This window comes from Kitasatospora sp. NPDC092039, assembly GCF_044756065.1.
In the GTDB taxonomy this organism is placed as follows: Bacteria; Actinomycetota; Actinomycetes; order Streptomycetales; family Streptomycetaceae; genus Kitasatospora.
In genome coordinates, this window is sequence record NZ_JBIVSD010000005.1 from 84,502 (window position 1) to 103,545 (window position 19,044).

Below are 19,044 nucleotides of genomic sequence, written 5' to 3' on the forward strand. Positions count from 1 at the left end.
GCGACCGGCGTCCCGTCGGCCGATCACTTGTCCAGGTGCGCCAGGAAGTCCAGCAGCGCCTCGGTCACCTCGGCCGGGCGTTCCTGCTGCGTCCAGTGCCCGGTGTCCGGCAGCCGGACGTGGCGGTGCAGCCTGGGCAGCCGCCCCAGCAGGTGGTCCAGCACCGGGGGCGGGACCATCGCGTTGACCAGGTCCTGCTCGCCGACCACGAACAGCGCGGGCACGTCGACCGTCACCCCGCTGAAGGCGGCCAGCAGTTCGGCGTTGCGGTCGAGGTTGCGGTACCAGTTGAGGCCGCCGGTGAAGGCCTTCGCGCCGTGGGTGGCGTAGTCGGCCGTGAAGACGTCCAGGTCCGCGTCGGTGAGCCAGTCCGGCAGCCGCTCCGGCTCCGGGACGGTGTCCAGCAGCCCCTTGCCCTCGGGGATGATCCACGGCCGGGGCACGCCGTCCGGCTGCCTGCCGCAGAGGATGCGGCGCAGGCTGGACTTCACGTCCGCGGCCAGTTCGGCGTCGGCCTTGCCGGGCTCCTGGAAGTAGACCTGGTAGAAGCCCTCGCCGAAGGCCGCCCGGGCCGCCTCCAGCGGTGGCGGCCCGCCCACCGGCAGCGGCGGCACGCTCAGCCCGGCCACCCCGCGCACCAGGTCGGGGCGCAGCGCGGCGGTCGTCCAGGCCACCGGCGCGCCCCAGTCGTGCCCGACCACGACCGCCCGCTCCTCGCCCAGCGCGCCGATCAGCGCGGTCACGTCGCCTACCAGGTGCAGCAGGCTGTAGGCGTCCGCCCGCTCCGGCTGCGCGCTGCGGGCGTACCCGCGCTGGTCCGGCGCGACGACCCGGTAGCCGGCCTCGGCGAGCGGCCCGAACTGGTGCCGCCAGGAGTACCAGCTCTCCGGGAAGCCGTGCAGCAGCAGGACCAGCGGCCCTTCGCCCTGCTCCGCGAAGTGCAGCCGTACGCCGTTCACCTCGGCCTCGCCGTGCTTGATCGCCTGGTTCAACTCGAAGACTCCCCATCCGGTGACGACATCCGTTCACTCCCGACCCTGCCCAGCCGACCGGCCCCGGAACCCCGCCGGTGCCGCGCCGGTGCCGCGTTGGTGCCCGCACGGTCCCGCCCGCAACGTGCCCGACCCGCAAGGTGTCGACCCGCCGGACGCGGCCGAGGCCGCCCCGGCGATCCGGGACGGCCTCGGTCTCGACTCCGGTGGAACCGGTGTGGGGTCAGCCCACCGTGTAGCTGTACGGGATCGCCGCGAGCACCGAACCGGTGGTGTTCAGGACGTTGTTGGCGGTGGCCACGCCGGTCGGGCCGGACACCAGGTACAGCACGCCCCTGACGGTGCTGCCCCTGGGGCCGGCCGGGGTCAGCGTCACCTGGAGCGAGCCGGTGGCACCGGGGGCGACGGTCACCGGGACGGCTGCCGCGGCCGAGGCGTCCACCGAGGCGGCGTACGGGTCACCGGTGCTGGAGGTCAGTGCCGGGTCGAAGGCCAGGGTGTGCGCGGTGGCCGTGACGGTGGAGGTGCCGGCCGGCGCGCCGCCGGTGCCGAACGGGCCGATCTGCTGGACGAAGGTGCCCCAGTTGCCGGGGACGACCGGCTGCTCGGCGGTGCCGTGGTCGGTCACGACCGAGACGGCCGAGCCGTCCTGGGCCTTCTTCAGGTCGCCGAACAGGTCCGGCGAGCCGGCGGTGGCGCTCAGCTCGATCTGCGCCGGCGTCGAGGACGCCGCCACGGCCTGGAGCCGGTCGGTGCCCGGCGGCACCAGGAAGGACGGCACCGCGGAGTCGAGGCTGAGCGGCAGGCTGACGGTCGCCGAGGCGCCCCGCGGCACCAGCGGCAGGTCCACCCGGCGGTCCAGCCGGCCGTCGGCCGCGATCCGCTGGGTCGCGACGGTGTTGTTGGCGTAGTCCACCTGGACGGTGACCGGCTTGCCGGCCGCCAGCCTGGTGCGGGTGTCGTTCGGCAGCCCGGCCGCGGTGGCCTGGTTCCGGTCGAACGCCACGGTGCCGGTGAAGTCCTGGGCGAGTTCCTGCCCGCTGACCGGGCCGAGCACGTTCAGGACGAACCGCCAGCGGCCGGCGGCCGGGGCGACGGCGGTGGCCGAGACGCCGTCACCGGTGCCGGCCAGGTTGCCCTGGGCGTCGAACAGCCCGTTGCCCTCGATGTCGACCGGGGTGCCGTTCGGGCTGATCAGCGCGCCCTGCATGAGCAGCTTCGGGTCCTTGCCGACGGTCACGCCGACCCGCAGGTCCCGCTGCCCCTTCGGGACGTCGAAGGCGTACGAGAAGCTCTGCGTCGGCGAGGCGCTGCGGGCGTTGCCACCGGTGACGGTGGCGGTGAAGGTGCCCTTGCCGTGGTCGACCGGGACGAGGCTGCGCAGCACGACCGGGACGCTGGTGGTGCGGCCGTCGGAGCTGGAGACCAGCACGGCCTGGCTGGAGTCGCCGCTGGTGGCCGGGGTGGTGAGCTGGACCTTGAGGGTCCTGGTCTGGCCCGGCTTCAGGTCGGTGGTGCTCGGGCTCACGGCGCCGGCCGGCACCGCGCGCTGGGTGGCGGTGCCCAGTTGGACGTCGCCCTTGTAACCGGCGGGGCCGGCCGGGGTGTAGAGGACGGCGGTCCACTCGCCGGCCACCGGGTGCGGGACGTCGACCAGGCCGAAGTCCGCCGGGGTGGCGCCGCCCTGCGGACGGGTGTTGGTCTCGAAGCGGCCCGAGGGGTCGAGCAGCGTCATGCGGACCACCGGCCCGTTGGTGACCGGGTCGGGCGCGCCCTGCCAGGCGATCGAGGCCGCGAGGCGGTCGGCGCCGGCCGGGACGGTGAACGTGACCTGCTTGCGCACCCAGTCCGCGCCGTTGGTCGCGTACTTGAAGGTGTCCGTCGAGGACGGGTCCAGCTGGACGGTCTGCCGCTCGCTCGACTGCGGGGCGAAGGTGCGGGTCGCGGCGCTCACCGTCTGGGTGCTGTCGCCGGTGTTGGTGACGGACACCTCGGCGGTGTGGGTCGAGCCGGGGGCGCCGGCGATGTCGACCTGGCCGGTGCCGACCACCACGGTCCGCGCGCCCTCGGTGCCGTCCCCGTCGTCGTAGCCGCGGGCGGCCTCGACGGCGGCGCGGACGTTCAGCAGGCCGGCACCCTGCTCCTCGGCCGGCACGCCGAGGTCGGTGGCGGTGCCGGTGAGGAGCTTCTTCACCAGGGCCGGGGACGGCGAGTCGCCGCCGTGGGTGTCCCGGTAGGCCTGGATGACCAGGGCCGCGGCGCCGGTCACGAAGGGGGCGGACTGGCTGGTGCCGCCGAACGGCTGGATCGGCGAGGGCCGGCCGTTGTAGCCCTTGCAGTCGGTGTACCTGCTGGTGTCGGGCGTGCACAGCGCCCAGTCCGACTCGCCGGGCGCGACCAGGTCGACGGTCCGGCCGGCCTGGGTGAAGCCGCCCGAGGAGAGCGCGGAGATCCGGTTGTCGCTCCAGGTCCGGTTGGAGAACTGGGAGGCCGCGTAACCGGTCTGCTGGTAGTTCTGGTTGTCGGTGGAGGCGCCGACCGCGATCACGTACGGGTCGGTGGCCGGGGTGCCGATCGTGCCGCTGATGCCGGCGTCACCACTGGAGACGGCGACGGTGACACCGGCCTTGACGGCCTGCTCGTTGAAGAGCGAGATGGTGTCGTGCGCGCCACTGTCCGGAGTGACGTTGCCGCCGAAGGACTCGTTCAGCACGTCCACGTGGGCGACCCGCACCGCGTAGTCGATCGCCTGGAGGATCGACGAGTTGGACATCATCTCGCCGCCGGCCTTCAGCGCGACCAGGTCGGCGTCCGGGGCGAGGCCGCGGATGCGGATGGTGCAGCCGGTCGGCAGCGGGTGCGAGGCGTTGACGAAAGCGGAGACGTCGTAGACCTGGCGGCCCTGGGCGATGACCGCCGAGGCGTCGCCGAAGGCCTCGGCGGCGCCGGTCGGCGCGTCCCAGCCGTCGCCCGCGAAGTCCTGGTGGTCGACCACGGCGTGCGAGCCGTCGGCCCGGATGAAGTCCGGGTTGTCCGGGTCGAGGCCGTCCGCAATGTAGGCGACCTTGACGCCCTTGCCGGTGGCCAGGTCCTCCACACCGGGCTTGCCGTTGCCGGTGACGGCCCGGGTCGAGTACAGGGCCTCGGGCTCCAGGAGCGGCTTGCCCGGGTCGGAGGGGCAGACCGTGTTGGTCGCGTTCTCCTCGACCGCCTGAGCCTTGCCGCCCTCACCCTTGCCGCCCTGAGCCTTGCCGTCCTGAGCCTTGCCGTCCTGAGCCTTGCTGTCCTGACCGTTGCTGCCCGGAACGGCCTGCGGAGCGGCGTCGGCCTGTGGGGAGGCGTCGGCCCTGGGCGCCTTGGCACCCGCGGCGGCAGCGGCGGCCTTCGCCTTGGCCGCGGTCGGCGGGGCGACCTGGACCTGGCCGTCCGCCACCACGGCGGCGACCGCCGGGTCTGCCTGGAGCCGGGCCCGCAGGGCGGGACCGACCGTGGCGGAGAAGGCGTTGCCGACCACGAAGGTCTTGATGTCGGTTCCGCCGCCCGCCCTGACCCTGTCCAGCAGCGGCGCCTGCGCGTCGGCGGCCTTCTGCTGCCGGGCGCCCAGGTGGCGGTGGTCGGCCGGGGCGTCCGCGATCTGGTCCTTCAGGACCACGATCACCGGCACCGGGGCCCCGTCCGCGGGCGCCGCCTGGGCGTTCTGCGGGGCGGGGGCCGCCGGGGCCGCTCCGGCGACCGTCCCGAGGCTCAGGACCATGGACGCGGCGGTGACCGCGACGGCGGCTGTTAGCTGGGCTTTCCGCCAGCTGATCATATAAATCCTCTCGTCAGATGGACAGCTGACGCATTTCAACGCACCTGAGAGGATCACGACAAGGGGGTAAATCCCCATCAGAAAGTAAAGTTGACCATCGATCAGTAAAATTCGGAGCGGAAATCGGGCCGAACCCCCCGCTTTCAGCCGATCGGCCCTTTCCGAGCCCCGCTCAGTGGCCGGCCAGCCGCTCCCGGGCGTCCGCCAGGTCCTCGGGGGTGGGTGCGTCGTCCTGGGTCAGCCGGTGGCGCCAGTAGCCGGTGAAGTCGATGTTCTCCTTCGGCACCCCCTGCTCCTCGACCAGGCACCGCCGGATCGCCCGGACCGCCCCCGCCTCCCCGGCCAGCCAGACGAAGGGCTCGCCTGCCGGCAGCACACCGTCCCGGAACGCCTCGGTCAGCACCGCCCCCGGGGCCGCGCCGTCGCGGTACAGCCACTCCACCTCCAACTCGGCACGGGATTCCAGGCCTTGGCTCTCCGCCCGGTCGGCGACCTCGATCCAGGCGTACGCCCGCACCCCCTCGGGCAGCGCCCCGAACAGCGTCGCGAGCGCCGGCAGCGCGGTCTCGTCACCGGCCAGCAGCACCCAGTCGGCGGCCGCCGCCGCCTCGGCGAACGGGACCGGCGGGGCGTACAGCGCGGACGGGCCGACCATCCCGAGCCGGTCCCCCGGCGCGGCCCGCAGCGCCCAGGCGGCGGCCGGGCCGGTGTCGCCGTGCAGCACGAAGTCGATCTCCACCAGTCGGGTGCCGGGGCGCCGGCCGCGCAGGGTGAAGCTGCGCAGCAGCGGGCGCCGCTCCTCCGGGATCGCCAGGTAGGCCTGGTACCAGCCCATCGGGTCGTCCTGCCGGGCGGGCAGCACCGGCTCGCGCTGCCCCGGGCGCGGGAAGCAGAGCTTGAGCTGCTGGTCGGGGGCGGTGCCGACGGTGTCGGGCAGATCGTCGGCGGCGAAGGTGATCCGGGCGGTGCGCGGCGTGATCCGGCGGACCTCGACGACCTCGACGAAGGTGACGGGCAATGTCATCGCGAAACCCCTCCGATTGATAGCCTTACGGCATAAAGAATTGCTTCGGAGAGATACTTTACGCCATAAGGAGATGCCGGATGACCGTCTACGCCGGGCAGGGCGACGCCCACCGCTCGCTCGCCCTGCTCTGGGGCGCGCCCGAGGAGCCGCGCACCGGGCGCAGCGGCCCCAAACCCGGCCTGAGTGTGGACGCGATCGTGTCCGCCGGCATCGCGGTCGCCGACGCCGAGGGCATGGCCGCCCTGTCGATGCGCGCCGTCGGCGAACGGCTCGGCCGCACCGCGATGGCGCTCTACACCTACGTGCCCGGCAAGGCCGAACTCCTCGACCTGATGCACGACCGGGCGCTCGCCGAACTCCCCACCGCCGTCCCCGCCGGAGCGCCCGCGCCCGACGGCTGGCGGCAGGCCGTCACCGGCTGGGCCGAGGAACTGTACGCCTGCTACCTGCGCCACCCCTGGGTGCTCCAGGTCTCGCAGGCCCGCCCGGTGCTCGGCCCCGCCGAACTCGCCGCGATGGAGGCGCTGTTGCGCGCGCTGCGGCCGGCCGGCCTGACGCCACCGCGACTGCGCGGGGCGGTCGCCGCGCTCTGGCAGTTCGTCCGCGGCCTGGCCGCCACCGCCGCCGACGCCCGCGGCGCGGCGGCCGCGACCGGGGTCGCCGACGAGGACTGGTGGGCCGCCCGCTCGGCCCGACTCGCCGAACTGGCCCCGGACTTCGCGCAGCGCTTCCCGCTGCTGGCCGCCCTGCAGACCACCGCCGGCGGCACCCCGGAGGACCCCCACCGGGAGGCCTTCCGCACCGGGCTCGCCGTCCTGCTCGACGGCATCGCGGCGGAAGGAGGCGTCCGCGACGCACCGGGCCCGGGAGGCTTCAGCAGCGGACGGTGACCCGGGCGCCTGGGCGTTTCGCTTGGATCATGGCGAGGGCGAGTGATGACGGCGGTTCCCGGGTGGCACCCTGGTGCGATGCGACCTGGAACCGACGCCACCGAGAACGACCTGCGGCAGCTGCTCGACGAGTGGGATCCGATCGGCGTCGCCGACGAGGTGCGGGACGAGTATGACTGCATGCTCGCCCCTCTCCTCCAGCGCCTCCGTGGTGGCGCGGACCAGGTGGAGATTGGTGCGCTTCTGCGGCAAGAGCTGGAGGATCACTTCGGTCTCGACCCTCTGGGCCTGCGACCTGAGGCGATGGCAGCCCGAGTGATCGGCTGGTGGGCAACTGTCGGCAGGGCTGATGGCACCAGCTGCGTCTAGGCTGTGGCGAAAGTGGATCTGGTGCTGTGGATGATCACGGTTCATGGGTCGGGGAGATCTCACGGACGATCAGGGCGGTGCCGTTGTTGCCGAAGGGCACGAAGGCGGGCCGGCCACCTGTCCGGCCTCCGCGGCGGTTGATCGATGGCATACGGTCTCGGGTCCGTACTGGGGTTCCGTGGCGGGACGTGCCCGTCGAGTACGGGCTCAACGCCCACATCGCTCGGTTCCTCGAACCCTACGGGTAGGCTCGTAGGTATGGGAATTGACTGGGAGAACATACTCGGCGCAAGCGGTGACGACCTCGACGATGCCTACAACAGGGCGGTCTCCGCGGCCATCCACAGCGATGACCCGGCGGAGGACCGTCGGCCACTCCCAGTCGGCGAAGAGCACGACGACACAGACGGCTTGCGCTGAACTGAGGAACCGCCCCGGCAAGCCGCGGCGTTTCGCCATCAGGTCAGGGGTCAGTCAAGACGGCCGAGCTCGACTATGCGGCTCGATCGCCGCCTTCACCGAACTCGTCACCCCGGGCAACGGCACAGGTAGCGGCCAGCCCGCACGAGAAAACCGCGGCCGTCCACTTGGCCGTGCTGCACGTCGCGGGGATCTTCCTCTGGTCTGCCAGATGATCCGAACGAAACCGACTAACCGCGGTGGGCGGCGGGGAGGGCCAGCACGACGCCGAGCACCACCAGGGTCGCGTACCCGGCGACCTCGTGGCCGACCGGCACCAGGACCCGGACGAAGCCGAACAGCCGGAAGCCGTCGATCCAGGTGGACAGCAGGCCGGAGGTGCCGCCGACGATCAACACGGAACCGAGGTAGCCGAGCAGGGTCTTCATGATCCCGAGCCTAGGAAGCCGCCCCTCGGCCGGGCATCCGACTTTCGGCGCGGCCGGGCACCACCAAAGTCGTGGTTTCCCCGCGGCTCCGCACGGCCGCGAACGGCTCCGGACGGAGCAGCAGGCCCGGCGGCCCGGCGGCGGCCCGGGTACGTTCGCCGTGTGCTCCCCACCCGCATACCGCCGAAGCCGCCGTACGTCGCCAGGGCCGCGGCCACCGCCGGTACCGCCCTGGTACTCGCCGTCGTCGCCCCGTCGGCCCTCGCCCAGGACGCCGTCCCCGCCGTCGGCGGCGAGCGGCTCGGCCTCCCCGCCGTCCAGGTCGCGCCGCTGGCCGGGGCCCCCGCGCTGCCGTCGGCACTGACCGGCCGCTCCTGGCTGATAGCCGACGCGGCCACCGGCGAGGTCCTCGCCGCCCGCGACGCCCACCTGCCGCTGCCCCCGGCCAGCACCCTCAAGATGCTGTTCGCGGACACCGTGCTGCCCAAGTTCGACCGGGCGCTGGAGCACCGGGTCACCACCGCCGAGCTCGCCGGCCTCGGCGCGGGCAGCAGCCTGGTCGGCGTCAAGGAGGACCTGCCGTACCGGGTCGAGGACCTCTGGCGGGGTGTCTTCCTCAGCTCCGGCAACGACGCCGTCCACGTCCTCGCCCACATGAACGGCGGCCTCCAGCGGACCGTCGCCGAGATGCAGGAGCGCGCCCGGGCGCTCCAGGCCCGCGACACCAGGGTGGTATCCCCGGACGGCTACGACATGGACGGCCAGGTCTCCTCCGCCTACGACCTCACGCTCTTCGCCCGGGCCGGGCTGCGCAACGCCGACTTCCGCGCCTACTGCGCCACCCGCACCGCGCGCTTCCCGGGCGGGCTGGACAAGCTCACCGGCCAGCGCGCCAGCTTCGACATCGCCAACACCGACCGGCTGCTGGGCAAGTACCCCGGCCTGATCGGCGTGAAGAACGGCTACACCACCAACGCGGGCGCCACCTTCACCGGCGCCGCCGAACGCGGCGGGCGAACCCTGCTGGTGACGGTGATGCACCCGGAGGTGCAGAGCAAGGTCTACGACGAGGCCGCCAGCCTGCTGGACTGGGGCTTCGCCGCCGCCGGGAAGGTCCAGCCGGTCGGCCGACTGGTCGACGAGGTCGCCGCGCCCTCCCCCACCGCGCAGGCCGGGGCCCAGCCCGGGGCCGAGGCCGACGCCGTCGAGCAGGTGCCGCCCTGGTCCCGCCCGCCGGTGACCGGCGGCTCCGGCACCGGCCTCGCCCCCGCCGCCTGGACCGCCGCCGCCCTCGGCACCGCCCTCGCCGCCTGGGCCACCGCCCGTACCGCCGCCCGCCGCCGCACCGCCCCCGCCCGGGCCCGGGCCGTGGCCGCCCCGGCGTACGGCGGGGGCGGCGCGACCGCCCTCGGGGGCGCCACCGGCGTCGGCGGGCGCGGCCGGCGCCGCCTCACCCGTCGCGCCCGCGCCCTGGTCCACTCCGCCCGGACCCACCGGCACCGCCCGCCGCACTGAGCGCCGGCCGGCCCCGCGCGGGAGCGGGTCGGGCAGCCGCCCCGCCGTGGCCGGCCGGGGAAATCGGTGGCCGGACGCCCGGCTCCGCGGGCACCATCCAGGGGTGACGACATTGTTCCTGATGGTCGGCCTGCCGGGCGCCGGCAAGACCACGGAGGCCCGGCGGCTCGCGGCGGAGCACGGCGCGCTGCGCCTGACGCCCGACGACTGGATGCTCCCCCTGTTCGGCACGGCGGAGGCGGACGGGAAGCGCGACGTACTGGAGGGTCGCCTGCTCTGGCTCGCCCTGGAGGCGGTCCGGCTGGGCACCGACGTCGTGGTGGACTACGGCTGTTGGTCCCGGGACGAGCGGTCCGCGATCCGCTGGCTGGTGGAGGCGGAGGGTGCGTGCTTCCGCATGGTCTACCTGCCGGTGGACGACACCACCCAGCGCGCCCGGATCGCCCACCGCTGGGCGACTTCCCCCGCGGAGACGTTCCCGATGACCGAGGCCGACATCCGGCACGGGCGGGCGCACTTCGAGGAGCCCGACGCGGCGGAGCTGGAAGGCCGCGAACCGGTCGGCCCGCCCCCCGGCTCGACGGACTGGCGGCGGTGGGCCGCCCACCGGTGGCCGTCGTTCGCCTGACCAGCTCCGGCGCGTGGGAGGCCCGGGAGACAGGCCCTAGACTTCCGGCCATGACCACGCCCGACCCCTCCGCCGCGGACCGGCTCGCCCGGATCGTGCGGCTCTCCTCCGGGAGCTACCTGCTCGTCACCACGTACAAGAAGGACGGCACCGCCGTGCCGACCCCGGTGTGGGTGGTGCGCGACGGGGAGGCGCTCGGTGTCTGGACCGTCGCGGACTCCTGGAAGGTCAAGCGGATCCGCAACCGCGCCGACGTGCTGGTCGGCCCCTGTGACGTCAAGGGCCGCCCGACCGGCGAGCAGTACCCCGCCACCGCCGAGATCCTCGGCCCCGAGCGCACCGGCGCCTACCGCACGCTGCTGCGCCAGAAGTACGGCCTGCTGGGCGTGCTCACCCTGCTCGGCAGCCGGCTGCGGCGCGGCGAGCGCGGGACCGTCGGCATCCGGATCACGCTGACGGACTGACGGCTGCCCGGACGCCATCCGCCGCCGGAACGCCCACCGCCGCCCGGAAGCCCCCCCCCGGCAGGCCGACCGCCGCTGCGCGGCCCTCCGGGCGTGGCAGGCTGGCGGCCATGGAACAGAACGAGGCCGCGCCGCCGCCCCTGCTGGTGGTCGACGGCGCGAACGTGGTCGGCTCCGTCCCGGACGGCTGGTGGCGGGACCGGCGGGGCGCCGCCGGGCGGCTGCGGGACGCCCTCGTCCCGCTCGCCGCCCGGGGCCTGCCGGAGCTGCCCGGCCCGCTGGAGGTGGTCCTGGTGGTGGAGGGCGCCGCCCGGGGCGTCGCCGGGCTGCCCGGAGTCCGGGTGGTCGAGGCGGACGGCAGCGGGGACGACCGGATCGTGGAACTGGTCCGGGCGGCGCGCGCCGAGCACCCGGAGCGGGCCTGCCTGGTGGCCACCGCCGACCGCGGACTGCGGTCCCGGGTCGGCGCCCTCGGCGCCGCCGTGACCGGGCCGCGCACTGTGCGGCCGTAGCGCCGGGCCCCGACCAGGTGGCCCGGAGCCCGGCGAGGAGCCGTACCGCGCGTCCGGGGAACGGTCCGGCCGGCGAAGCGGGCGCTTCGCCGGCCGGACCACCTCGATGAGGCGCGGCGGTCAGAAGACGAGCTTCCAGCCGTCGAGGCGGCCCGAGTCGCCGCGGTACACGTCCTGCACCCGGAGCCGCCAGGTGCCCTTGGCGGGCTGGGCGGAGGCGTCCACCGTGTAGGTCGCGACGACGTTCTCGGCCGAGTCGCCGAGGTTGCTCTTCTTCAGCGGGTACACGGTGCCGTCCGGGCCGACCAGGTCGATGGCCAGGTCACCGCGCCAGGTGTGCTTGATGTCCACGGACACCCTGAGGTCGCTCGGCGCCTGGCCGGGGAGCCGGTCGACGGCGATGTCCGAGAAGACCGCCGGGCCCCCGTCCGGGATCGGCAGGGGGGTGGTGTTCGCGAAGATGCCCGCGGAGACCTTCCAGGAGAACGTCGTCGTCAGGCTGCTGTGGTGGGAGGCCTTGGCGGTGAGGGTGACCGGGTACGTGCCGGGAAGGGCCGGGACGCCGGTGACGCGGCCGGTGACCGGGTGGAGCGTCAGGCCCAGCGGGAGGCCGGTCGCGTGGTAGGTGACGACGCCGGGGTTGAAGTTGACGGCCTTCACCTGGAGGTCGGCGGCGGTGCCGATCGCGGTGATCTGGCTGTCGACGGGGTCCAGCAGGAGGCCGTCGACGACGCGCGGGCCGACGTTGATGGCCGCCCAGGCGTTGGCGACGTTCTGGTAGGTCGCACTGGTCGGCCCGTAGAGGTCGGCGGTGGCCTTCAGGGTGGCGACCCGGGCGGCCGCGTAGTTGGTGGACGAGGTCATGTAGGTGGTGAGCGCCCGGTACCAGATCTTGGTGGCGGCGTCCCGGCCGATGCCGGTCACCGGCAGGCCGTCGGAGGTCGCGGAGTCGTAGGCGACGCCGTTGACGGTCTTGGCGCCGCTGCCCTCGGAGGCCAGGTAGAACCAGTGGTTGGCCGGCCCGGAGGAGTAGTGCACGTCGACGGATCCGAGGTCCGCCGACCAGGAGTCCCGCGACTTGCCGTCCTTGGAGGGCTTGTCCATGTAGCGCAGCGGGCTGCCGTCGCCCCTGATGTCGATCTTCTCGCCGATCAGGTAGTCGCCCTGGTCCTGGGGGTTGTTCGCCCAGAACTCGATCGCGGTGGCCATGATGTCGGAGGTGGCCTCGTTCAGGCCGCCGGACTCGCCGCTGTAGACCAGGTTCGCGGTGGCGGAGGTGACACCGTGGGTCATCTCGTGGCCGCCGACGTCGATCGAGGTCAGCGGCTTGACGTTGCCCGCGCCGTCGCCGTACGTCATGCAGAAGCAGGCGTTGGACCAGAACGCGTTGACGTAGTTCTTGCCGTAGTGGACCCGGGTGTACGCGGCGACGCCGTCGTCCTTGATGCCGTTGCGGCCGTGGACGTTCTTGTAGTAGTCCCAGGTGAGTTGGGCGCCGTAGGCGGCGTCGACGGCGGCGGTCTGCCGGTTGGCGACGGTGCCGTCGCCCCAGGTGTCGGTCGGGTTGGTGAACAGCGTCCTGGTGCCGGTGGTGCCGTTCAGGTCGTAGGTGCTGTGGCCGCCGCGGGTGTTGTCGGTCATCGCGAAGCCGCCGCCGGCCGCCGTGGTGCCGATGTCGACCTGGCCGGAGTACTTGCTGTGGCCGACACCGGTCTCGATGCCCTGGTACTCGAAGATCTTCTTGCCGGATGCGGCGTCGGTGATGACGTGCAGTTCGGACGGCGTGCCGTCCTCCTGGGTGCCCGTCACGACCGTCTCCCACGCCAGGCGCGGGGTGCCGGAGGCGGCCCAGACCACCTTGCGGGCGTCGTCGGCGGCCGGCTCCGCGACCTTCGCCTCCCCGGCGCTCTCCAGCGCGAGGCCCTTCGCCGCCTCCGCGCTCTCCTTGGGCGCGGTGTCGACGGCGATGCTCGCCTCGGTGGCCTTGTCGACGCCCTTCGTGGAGCCGTCCGGCGCGGTGTGGACGACCAGGTCGCCACCGAGCACCGGCAGTCCGTCGAAGGTCCGCTCGTAGCGGGTGTGCACGGTGCCGTCCGCGTCCTTGGTGACGCCCCGGACGACCAGCGCCTCCTTCGACTCCAGGTTCAGCGAGGCGGCGGTCTTCGCCAGCGACGCGTCGGCGGAGGCCAGCAGATCACCGCGCTGCTCCGGCGAAAGCTCCACCGGCAGCGCGCCGGCGAAGGCCCGGGCCTCGGCGGAGGCCATGGCGGGAGTCTCGTCGGCGGCGGCGACGCCGGACGTCAGAGCGGTCACCACCATCGCGGCGCTGGCTATCAACGCGCCTGCGGCGGTGGCCTTTCGGAAGGATCGAGTCACACGGAACTCCTTCTGCGACGGCCGGGTTCGGGGCGGCCGGAGTCAGCCGGGCGGCGAGCGTGGTGCCGCCCGGTAGAGCTGGTGGTCCGAACGGGTGGAACGGTGTGTCCGACCCGACGCGATCGCCGCGTCGGGTGGTGCGCGTGCGACGGCAAGGGCCTCTGCCGCGATGGGACGGTACAGTGCCAGCTTTGGTGGGAACGCGTCACCCCGTGCGGCGACAAGTTGGCCGAAATCCCTTCGCCATCAACCTGATGTCGAGGTGATGATCCGTCAGCAGACGGGCAAATGCGGGAGAAAAGGCGGGCAGGGCCGACGGCGGCGCCACACCGTCCCCGGCCGCTCCCGAGGCACGGAGTTGTCCGCACCGCGATTTCCGATCGTCCGGGAACCGGCCGGGGTGGCCGTCCGACTGGTGGGGCGTGAGTGCGAAGTCGCCGGGTGTCCGGCCGTTGAGTGTGCTGGCGGGGTTCCTCCTGCTGCTGGTGGTGGTGTTCGTGGTGGCCTACGGGGTGGGGCGGCAGGTGGGGCCGGTGTCGCCCGGGCTGCGGCCCGCCGACGGGGGCGGCGCGCCGCCCGGGGCGGGTGGGCACGACATGGGCGGCATGCGGTGAGCGCCGTCGCGGAACCCGTGGTCGCCACCGATCTGGCGGTCGGCGGGATGACCTGCGCCGCCTGCGTGGGCCGGGTCGAGAAGCGGCTGGCCCGGATCGAGGGCGTGACGGCCGGGGTGAACCTGGCGACCGGGCGGGCCCGGGTGCTGCACCCGGCCGGGGTGCCGGTCGGCGAGCTGGTGGCGGCGGTCGAGCGGGCGGGCTACACCGCCGCGCCGCTGCCCGCGGGGGCGCCGGCCGGGGTGGCGGCCGAGGAGCCGGACGAGCGGTGGCGGCTGCTGGTCACCGCCCTGCTGGCCGTCCCGGTGCTGGTGCTGTCGATGGTGCCGTCGGCGCAGTTCACCGCCTGGCAGTGGGTCTGCTTCGGGCTCGCCGTGCCGGTGGTGACCTGGGGGTCGGCCGGCTTCCACCGCCGGGCCCTGCGGGGCCTGCGGCACGCGGCGGCGACCATGGACACCCTGGTCAGCCTGGGTGTGGTGGCGTCCTTCGGCTGGTCGGCGTACGCGCTGTTCCTCGGCGGGGCCGGGGATCCGGGCATGCGGATGCCGTTCTCGCTGACCGCCGACGGCGGCGGCACCGCGCACGTGTACCTGGAGGCGGCGGTCGGCGTGCCGCTGTTCGTGCTGGCCGGGCGGCTGCTGGAGGGCCGGGTGCGCCGGCGCAGCGGCTCCGCGCTGCGGGCGCTGGCCGAGCTGGGCGCCAAGCAGGTGTGCCTGCGGGACGCGGACGGCGAGGAGCGCCTGGTGCCGATCGAACTGCTGCTGCCCGGGCAGGAGTTCGTGGTGCGGCCGGGCGAGCGGGTGGCCACCGACGGGGTGGTGGTCGAGGGCGGTTCGGCGCTCGACCTGAGCCTGCTGACCGGGGAGAGCGTGCCGGTCGAGGTCGGCCCCGGGGCCCTGGTGGCGGGGGCGACGGTGAACGTCGGCGGCGCGCTGGTGGTCCGGGCCACGGCGGTCGGCGCGGACACCCAACTGGCCCGGGTCACCGCGCTGGTGGCGCAGGCCCAGGCCGGCAAGGCACGGGCGCAGCGGCTCGCGGACGCGGTGGCCGGGGTGTTCGTGCCCTGCGTACTGGCGGTCGCGGCGAGCGTGCTGGGCTTCTGGCTGGGGGCGGGCGCCGAGCCGCAGGCGGCGGTGACGGCGGCGGTCGCGGTGCTGGTGGTGGCCTGCCCGTGCGCGCTCGGGCTGGCCACGCCGACGGCGCTGCTGGCGGCGACCGGACGGGGCGCGGAGCTGGGCGTGCTGGTGCGCGGCCCGGAGGTGCTGGAGAGCCTGCGCCGGGTGGACACGGTGGTGATGGACAAGACCGGGACGCTGACCACCGGCCGGATGGAGCTGGCCGCCGTCACCACCGCGGGCGGGCTCGCCGAGGACGAGGCGCTGCGGCTGGCCGGCGCGGTCGAGCACCGCTCGGAGCACCCGATCGGCCGGGCGGTCGCGGCGGCCGCCCGGGAGCGCTGCGGGCCGCCGCCGGCCGTGGACGGCTTCGCGGCCACCACCGGGCTCGGGGTGTCCGGGACGGTCGGGGGCCGGGCCGTCCGGGTGGTGCGGCCGGACGACACCGTCCTGCCGCCGGCCCTGGCCGAGGCGGTCGCGCGGGCCGGGGAGACGGGCCGCACGGCCGTCGCGGTCGAGCTGGACGGGCGGCCGGCGGCCGTCCTGGAGGTGGGCGACACCGTGCGGTCGGGCAGCTGGCGGGCGCTCCACCGGCTGCGCGGGCTGGGCCTGGAGACCGTCCTGCTGACCGGGGACGGCCCCGGCGCCGCCCGCGCGGTGGCGGCCGAACTGGGCATCGGACGGGTGCACGCCTGCGCCTCCCCCGAGCGCAAGGCCGAGGTGGTGGCCGAGCTGCGCGCCTCCGGCCGGACGGTGGCGGTGGTCGGCGACGGCGTCAACGACGCGGTGGCACTGGCCTCGGCGGACCTCGGGGTGGCCCTGGCCTCCGGCAGCGACGCCGCGATCGGTGCGGCCGGGCTGACCCTGGTGCGCGGCGACATCGAGGCGGTGGTGGACGCCGTACGGCTGGCGCGGCAGACCCTGGCGACCATCCGGGCCAACCTGCTCTGGGCCTTCGGCTACAACCTGGTGCTGATCCCGCTGGCGGCGGTCGGGCTGCTCAACCCGATGCTGGCGGCGGTCGCGATGTCGCTCAGCTCGCTGCTCGTGGTGGGCAACAGCCTGCGGCTGCGCACCTGGGAGCCCGGGCACGGGCGGCGCCGGGGAGGCCGTCGGTGAAGGCGGTCGGACGGCTCGGGGCGGTCGGCCCGCCGGTCGGCGCGGCGGCGCTCGCACTGGTCCTGCTCTCCGGGTGGACGGCGGTCGGCGGGGCCGGCCGCGCCCGCCCGGTGGAGGCCGGGCCGGGCTGGGTGCTGCTGCCCCCGGCGGGCGCGGCCTCCGCCACCGCGGCCTTCTTCACGGTCCGCAACCCGGGCGACGTACCGGACGAACTGACCGGTGCCAGTTGGCAGTTCGGCGGCCGGATCACCCCGAAGCGGCACCTGCACCAGGGCGCGGCGGGCCGCTGGGAGGCGGCCCCGGCGCTCCCGGTGCCGGGCCGCGGCGAGCTGCGGATGACCCCGGAGGACGCCGACCTGATGATCGCCGACCCGCCGCCGCTGCGGGCCGGCCAGTGGGTGGAGTTCACCCTCACCTTCCGTCACAGCCCGCCGCTGCGGCTCGCCGCCCAGGTGCTGCCCGCGGCCGAGCGGCCGCGCTGAGCGGGGGCACGGGGCAGGGGGCCGAGCCGGCTGCTGGGCGACGGCCGGTGGGAACGGCTGCTGGGGAACGGCTGCTCAGGACTCCCCGAGGGTCTCCTCGGCGGACCGCCGAGGGGTGGCCGCACCGGGCGGGCCGTAGCCGGCCCGCAGCACCAGCTGGACGTGGCCCGGCCCTGCGGCCGGGTCGCGCAGCGCCCAGCGGGTGTCCGGCCACTCGATCGCCTGGTGCCAGACGGTGAGCCGCACCCCGTGCACCGTGGCCAGCAGCCAGACCCGCTCCAGCGCCTGCCCGGTGCGCAGCCAGTCCAGCGGGCCGTCGCCGGGGGTGCTGAGCGTGCACAGCTGGGGCAGCGCCTCGAAGCGTTGGGACGGCTGCTGCCCGGGGGCCTCCGGCGGGCGGCCCGCGAACCCGCGCATCGGCACCCGCGCGTCGTGGTCCTGCGGGCCGAGCGCGGCCCGCGGGATGCCGTCCCCGGCGGTGCCGTCGTCGGGCCGCAGCCAGGCGCGGGACTCGGCCGTGCGGGCCGGGTCGGCGGCGTTGCGGCGCTCGGCCTCGGCGGTGAGCGCCTGCACCCGCCGTACGCCCTCCTCCTCCAGCACGGTCAGTACGACGCCCTCCTCGCGGGCGGCGTCGATGAGCTCGCCGACCACCGCCTCGGGCACGTCGCGCTGGGTGAAGGGCAGGCGGCTGGAGTGCCGGGCGGCGACGGCGGGGTAGAGGTCGCGGCCGAACGGCGTCTGCTCGGCGGCCGGGCGGGAGAGGTCCAGCACGGCGAGCAGCCCGGGCTCGGCGGCGTCCGGCAGCAGCCGGACCAGCGGTTCGCGGTCCAGCCGTCCGGCCGCCACCCGCAGGTTGAACACGGCCGCGCCGACCGCGATGTGCACCGCGGCGCCGACCGGGTCGGCCAGCGGTACGGAGCGTCCGGTGTCGGCGTACACGGCCAGCCCGCGCCCGTCCGGGGTCGGCGTGAAGCGCCAGGGCTGGCTGTTGTGCAGCGACGGCGCGGCGCCGCCGGCCGCGGCGAGCAGGCGCAGGTCGGCGTCGCTGAGCATCGGGGTGAGGGCCGGGTCGAGCGTCATGGCGATGCACTCCTTCAACCGCGGGGCTTCGGCTTCGACCGCCGGGTCCGCGCGCGTGCCCGGAGGTCCCGCTGCTTCCGAGCGTGCGCGCCCGGCACGGGCCGGCGAAAGGGCCCTTGGGCCTGTTCCTCCGGCCGTCCCCAGGCGTGCGCAGGCCTGGGGAGGGCCCGTCCGGTGGATCGGGACGGGGACGGATCCACCGGACGGGCCGCCCGTCACCCGTGCGGAACGACCGCGACGGGGGCCTCGGTGTGGTGCAGGACGGCGTGCGCGACCCGGCCGAGCCGGGGGCCGAGCTCGATCGGGCGGCGGCCCCGGCCGACCACGACCAGCGCGGCGCCGGCCGAGGCCTCGACCAGGGCGCGGGCGGCGCCGAGCTGCACGTCCTCGACCACCTCGACGCCCTGGTGCCGCTCGCGCGGCCCGGCCAGGGCGAGCGTCAGCAGCTCGGCCTCCAGCGCCTCCAGCTGGGTGAGCTCGGCCGCCGGGACGGCGCCGCCCGCGTAGCCGAACACCGGCGGCAGCTCCCAGCCGTGCACCGCCCGGACCCGGGCGCCGCGCAGGGCCGCCTCGCGGAAGGCGAAGTCGAGCACCTCGGCCTCCGGGGCGTGGGCGTCGACGCCCACCACCACCTCGCCCGCGGCCTCCGCGCCGGCCTCGCGCACCACGACCACCGGCACGGGGCTGCGCCCGGCCACCGACCTGCTCACCGAGCCCAGCAGCAGCCCGGTGAAGCCGCCGCGGCCCCGCGAGCCGAGCACCAGCAGTTCCGCCTCCTCGGCGGCGGCCACCAGACCGTCCACCGGTGCGTCCAGCACGGCGTCGGTCTCCACGGCCAGCTCCGGGTGCGGACCGCGGACGTCCTCGGCGGCCTCGGCCAGGATGCGGCGGACGGCGTCGGGCAGCGTGTCCGGCTCGGCGAAGGACGACACGCCGTCGGTCAGCCACGGCCAGGCGTGCACCAGGCGCAGCGAGGCGCCCCGGCGCACCGCCTCGGTGGCGGCCCAGCGGGCGGCCGCGGTGCTCTGCGGCGATCCGTCGACCCCGGCCAGCACGGTTGACGTCATGAGTCCTCCTCCACACTGTCGACACGCTGTCGACGCTCGGCGGTTCGGTGCGGGCCGCGGTGCGCTCTGACGCCCCGTCCGCTCCTCCCCTACCCTGGCAGCGGTGCACGGCCCGGCGGCAGAGGCCGCAGGACC

The 19,044-nt window shown here is 75.0% G+C and carries 18 protein-coding genes; 11 read left to right on the top strand and 7 right to left on the bottom strand.

What is annotated here, in order from left to right; translation table 11 throughout:
* Positions 1–23: 23 nt before the first annotated feature.
* The 3 genes from ACIQI7_RS12695 to ACIQI7_RS12705 form a co-directional block, all read right to left on the bottom strand.
* Positions 24–992: an alpha/beta fold hydrolase gene (locus tag ACIQI7_RS12695; protein WP_387747841.1), complete on the bottom strand. Its 969-nt coding sequence runs from the start codon at positions 990–992 to the stop codon at positions 24–26.
* Positions 993–1,215: 223 nt separating this feature from the next.
* On the bottom strand, positions 1,216–4,803 hold the full coding sequence (locus ACIQI7_RS12700) for a S8 family serine peptidase (RefSeq protein ID WP_401108214.1): 3,588 nt from the start codon (positions 4,801–4,803) through the stop codon (positions 1,216–1,218).
* Between the two features lie 172 nt (positions 4,804–4,975).
* Positions 4,976–5,827, bottom strand: a complete 852-nt coding sequence (locus ACIQI7_RS12705; RefSeq protein WP_401108217.1) for a siderophore-interacting protein — start codon at positions 5,825–5,827, stop codon at positions 4,976–4,978.
* A gap of 80 nt (positions 5,828–5,907) precedes the next feature.
* Between ACIQI7_RS12705 and ACIQI7_RS12710 the strand changes: the two genes are divergently transcribed.
* The 4 genes from ACIQI7_RS12710 to ACIQI7_RS12725 all read left to right on the top strand — a co-directional run bounded on the left by ACIQI7_RS12710 (position 5,908) and on the right by ACIQI7_RS12725 (position 7,509).
* On the top strand, positions 5,908–6,720 hold the full coding sequence (locus tag ACIQI7_RS12710; RefSeq protein ID WP_401108219.1) for a TetR/AcrR family transcriptional regulator: 813 nt from the start codon (positions 5,908–5,910) through the stop codon (positions 6,718–6,720).
* 78 nt (positions 6,721–6,798) lie between these two features.
* Positions 6,799–7,089, top strand: a complete 291-nt coding sequence (locus ACIQI7_RS12715) for a hypothetical protein (protein WP_401108222.1) — start codon at positions 6,799–6,801, stop codon at positions 7,087–7,089.
* 77 nt (positions 7,090–7,166) lie between these two features.
* Positions 7,167–7,337, top strand: coding sequence for a transposase (locus ACIQI7_RS12720; protein ID WP_401108225.1), 171 nt, complete (start codon positions 7,167–7,169; stop codon positions 7,335–7,337).
* 10 nt (positions 7,338–7,347) lie between these two features.
* Positions 7,348–7,509, top strand: coding sequence for a hypothetical protein (locus ACIQI7_RS12725; protein ID WP_401108227.1), 162 nt, complete (start codon positions 7,348–7,350; stop codon positions 7,507–7,509).
* A 230-nt stretch (positions 7,510–7,739) separates the two neighbouring features.
* Here the strand turns inward: ACIQI7_RS12725 and ACIQI7_RS12730 are convergent, their stop codons facing one another.
* The gene (locus tag ACIQI7_RS12730; protein ID WP_387747827.1) at positions 7,740–7,937 is read right to left on the bottom strand and encodes a hypothetical protein; all 198 of its coding nucleotides are present in this window, start codon (positions 7,935–7,937) and stop codon (positions 7,740–7,742) included.
* Between the two features lie 162 nt (positions 7,938–8,099).
* Here ACIQI7_RS12730 and ACIQI7_RS12735 point away from each other — a divergent pair, with 162 nt between their 5' ends.
* The 4 genes from ACIQI7_RS12735 (at position 8,100) to ACIQI7_RS12750 (ending at position 11,056) form a co-directional block, all read left to right on the top strand.
* Complete coding sequence (locus ACIQI7_RS12735) at positions 8,100–9,452, top strand: D-alanyl-D-alanine carboxypeptidase family protein (protein ID WP_401108229.1); 1,353 nt, start codon at positions 8,100–8,102, stop codon at positions 9,450–9,452.
* Between the two features lie 103 nt (positions 9,453–9,555).
* Positions 9,556–10,080, top strand: coding sequence for an AAA family ATPase (locus ACIQI7_RS12740; protein WP_401108232.1), 525 nt, complete (start codon positions 9,556–9,558; stop codon positions 10,078–10,080).
* A 50-nt stretch (positions 10,081–10,130) separates the two neighbouring features.
* Entirely contained in the window at positions 10,131–10,544 is a 414-nt protein-coding gene (locus ACIQI7_RS12745) for a PPOX class F420-dependent oxidoreductase (protein ID WP_401108235.1), read from the top strand.
* Positions 10,545–10,654: 110 nt separating this feature from the next.
* Positions 10,655–11,056, top strand: coding sequence for an NTP pyrophosphohydrolase (locus ACIQI7_RS12750; RefSeq protein ID WP_401108238.1), 402 nt, complete (start codon positions 10,655–10,657; stop codon positions 11,054–11,056).
* A gap of 120 nt (positions 11,057–11,176) precedes the next feature.
* On the opposite strand, the gene ACIQI7_RS12755 is transcribed toward ACIQI7_RS12750, so the two are convergent.
* Positions 11,177–13,375: a M4 family metallopeptidase gene (locus ACIQI7_RS12755; RefSeq protein WP_401108240.1), complete on the bottom strand. Its 2,199-nt coding sequence runs from the start codon at positions 13,373–13,375 to the stop codon at positions 11,177–11,179.
* Between the two features lie 509 nt (positions 13,376–13,884).
* Here ACIQI7_RS12755 and ACIQI7_RS12760 point away from each other — a divergent pair.
* Genes ACIQI7_RS12760 through ACIQI7_RS12770 form a run of 3 tightly spaced genes read left to right on the top strand, consistent with a single transcriptional unit; the run spans position 13,885 to position 16,762 of the window.
* Positions 13,885–14,046 carry a hypothetical protein gene (locus ACIQI7_RS12760; RefSeq protein WP_401108243.1) on the top strand — a complete coding sequence of 54 codons (162 nt, stop codon included), beginning with the start codon at positions 13,885–13,887 and terminating at the stop codon, positions 14,044–14,046.
* Positions 14,043–16,280 carry a heavy metal translocating P-type ATPase gene (locus ACIQI7_RS12765; RefSeq protein ID WP_401108245.1) on the top strand — a complete coding sequence of 746 codons (2,238 nt, stop codon included), beginning with the start codon at positions 14,043–14,045 and terminating at the stop codon, positions 16,278–16,280. The genes ACIQI7_RS12760 and ACIQI7_RS12765 overlap by 4 nt, the downstream gene beginning before the upstream one ends.
* Positions 16,277–16,762, top strand: a complete 486-nt coding sequence (locus tag ACIQI7_RS12770) for a copper chaperone PCu(A)C (RefSeq protein ID WP_401108248.1) — start codon at positions 16,277–16,279, stop codon at positions 16,760–16,762. Before ACIQI7_RS12765 ends, ACIQI7_RS12770 begins: the two co-directional genes overlap by 4 nt.
* A 75-nt stretch (positions 16,763–16,837) precedes the next feature.
* On the opposite strand, the gene ACIQI7_RS12775 is transcribed toward ACIQI7_RS12770, so the two are convergent.
* Together ACIQI7_RS12775 and ACIQI7_RS12780 are read right to left on the bottom strand one after the other, a co-directional pair.
* On the bottom strand, positions 16,838–17,842 hold the full coding sequence (locus ACIQI7_RS12775) for an Acg family FMN-binding oxidoreductase (RefSeq protein ID WP_401108251.1): 1,005 nt from the start codon (positions 17,840–17,842) through the stop codon (positions 16,838–16,840).
* Between the two features lie 215 nt (positions 17,843–18,057).
* Positions 18,058–18,909 (bottom strand): universal stress protein, encoded by an 852-nt coding sequence (locus ACIQI7_RS12780; protein ID WP_401108254.1) that lies wholly within the window; start codon positions 18,907–18,909, stop codon positions 18,058–18,060.
* Positions 18,910–19,044 lie beyond the last annotated feature (135 nt).

Bases quoted from the DNA above. Each gene is read 5' to 3' on its own strand.
- ACIQI7_RS12700 (WP_401108214.1), bottom strand. From the start codon at position 4,803: ATGATCAGCTGGCGGAAAGCCCAGCTAACAGCCGCCGTCGCGGTCACC.
- ACIQI7_RS12705 (WP_401108217.1), bottom strand. From the start codon at position 5,827: ATGACATTGCCCGTCACCTTCGTCGAGGTCGTCGAGGTCCGCCGGATC.
- ACIQI7_RS12710 (WP_401108219.1), top strand. From the start codon at position 5,908: ATGACCGTCTACGCCGGGCAGGGCGACGCCCACCGCTCGCTCGCCCTG.
- ACIQI7_RS12715 (WP_401108222.1), top strand. From the start codon at position 6,799: ATGCGACCTGGAACCGACGCCACCGAGAACGACCTGCGGCAGCTGCTC.
- ACIQI7_RS12725 (WP_401108227.1), top strand. From the start codon at position 7,348: ATGGGAATTGACTGGGAGAACATACTCGGCGCAAGCGGTGACGACCTC.
- ACIQI7_RS12730 (WP_387747827.1), bottom strand. From the start codon at position 7,937: ATGAAGACCCTGCTCGGCTACCTCGGTTCCGTGTTGATCGTCGGCGGC.
- ACIQI7_RS12745 (WP_401108235.1), top strand. From the start codon at position 10,131: ATGACCACGCCCGACCCCTCCGCCGCGGACCGGCTCGCCCGGATCGTG.
- ACIQI7_RS12750 (WP_401108238.1), top strand. From the start codon at position 10,655: ATGGAACAGAACGAGGCCGCGCCGCCGCCCCTGCTGGTGGTCGACGGC.
- ACIQI7_RS12755 (WP_401108240.1), bottom strand. From the start codon at position 13,375: ATGGTGGTGACCGCTCTGACGTCCGGCGTCGCCGCCGCCGACGAGACT.
- ACIQI7_RS12775 (WP_401108251.1), bottom strand. From the start codon at position 17,842: ATGACGCTCGACCCGGCCCTCACCCCGATGCTCAGCGACGCCGACCTG.
- ACIQI7_RS12780 (WP_401108254.1), bottom strand. From the start codon at position 18,909: ATGACGTCAACCGTGCTGGCCGGGGTCGACGGATCGCCGCAGAGCACC.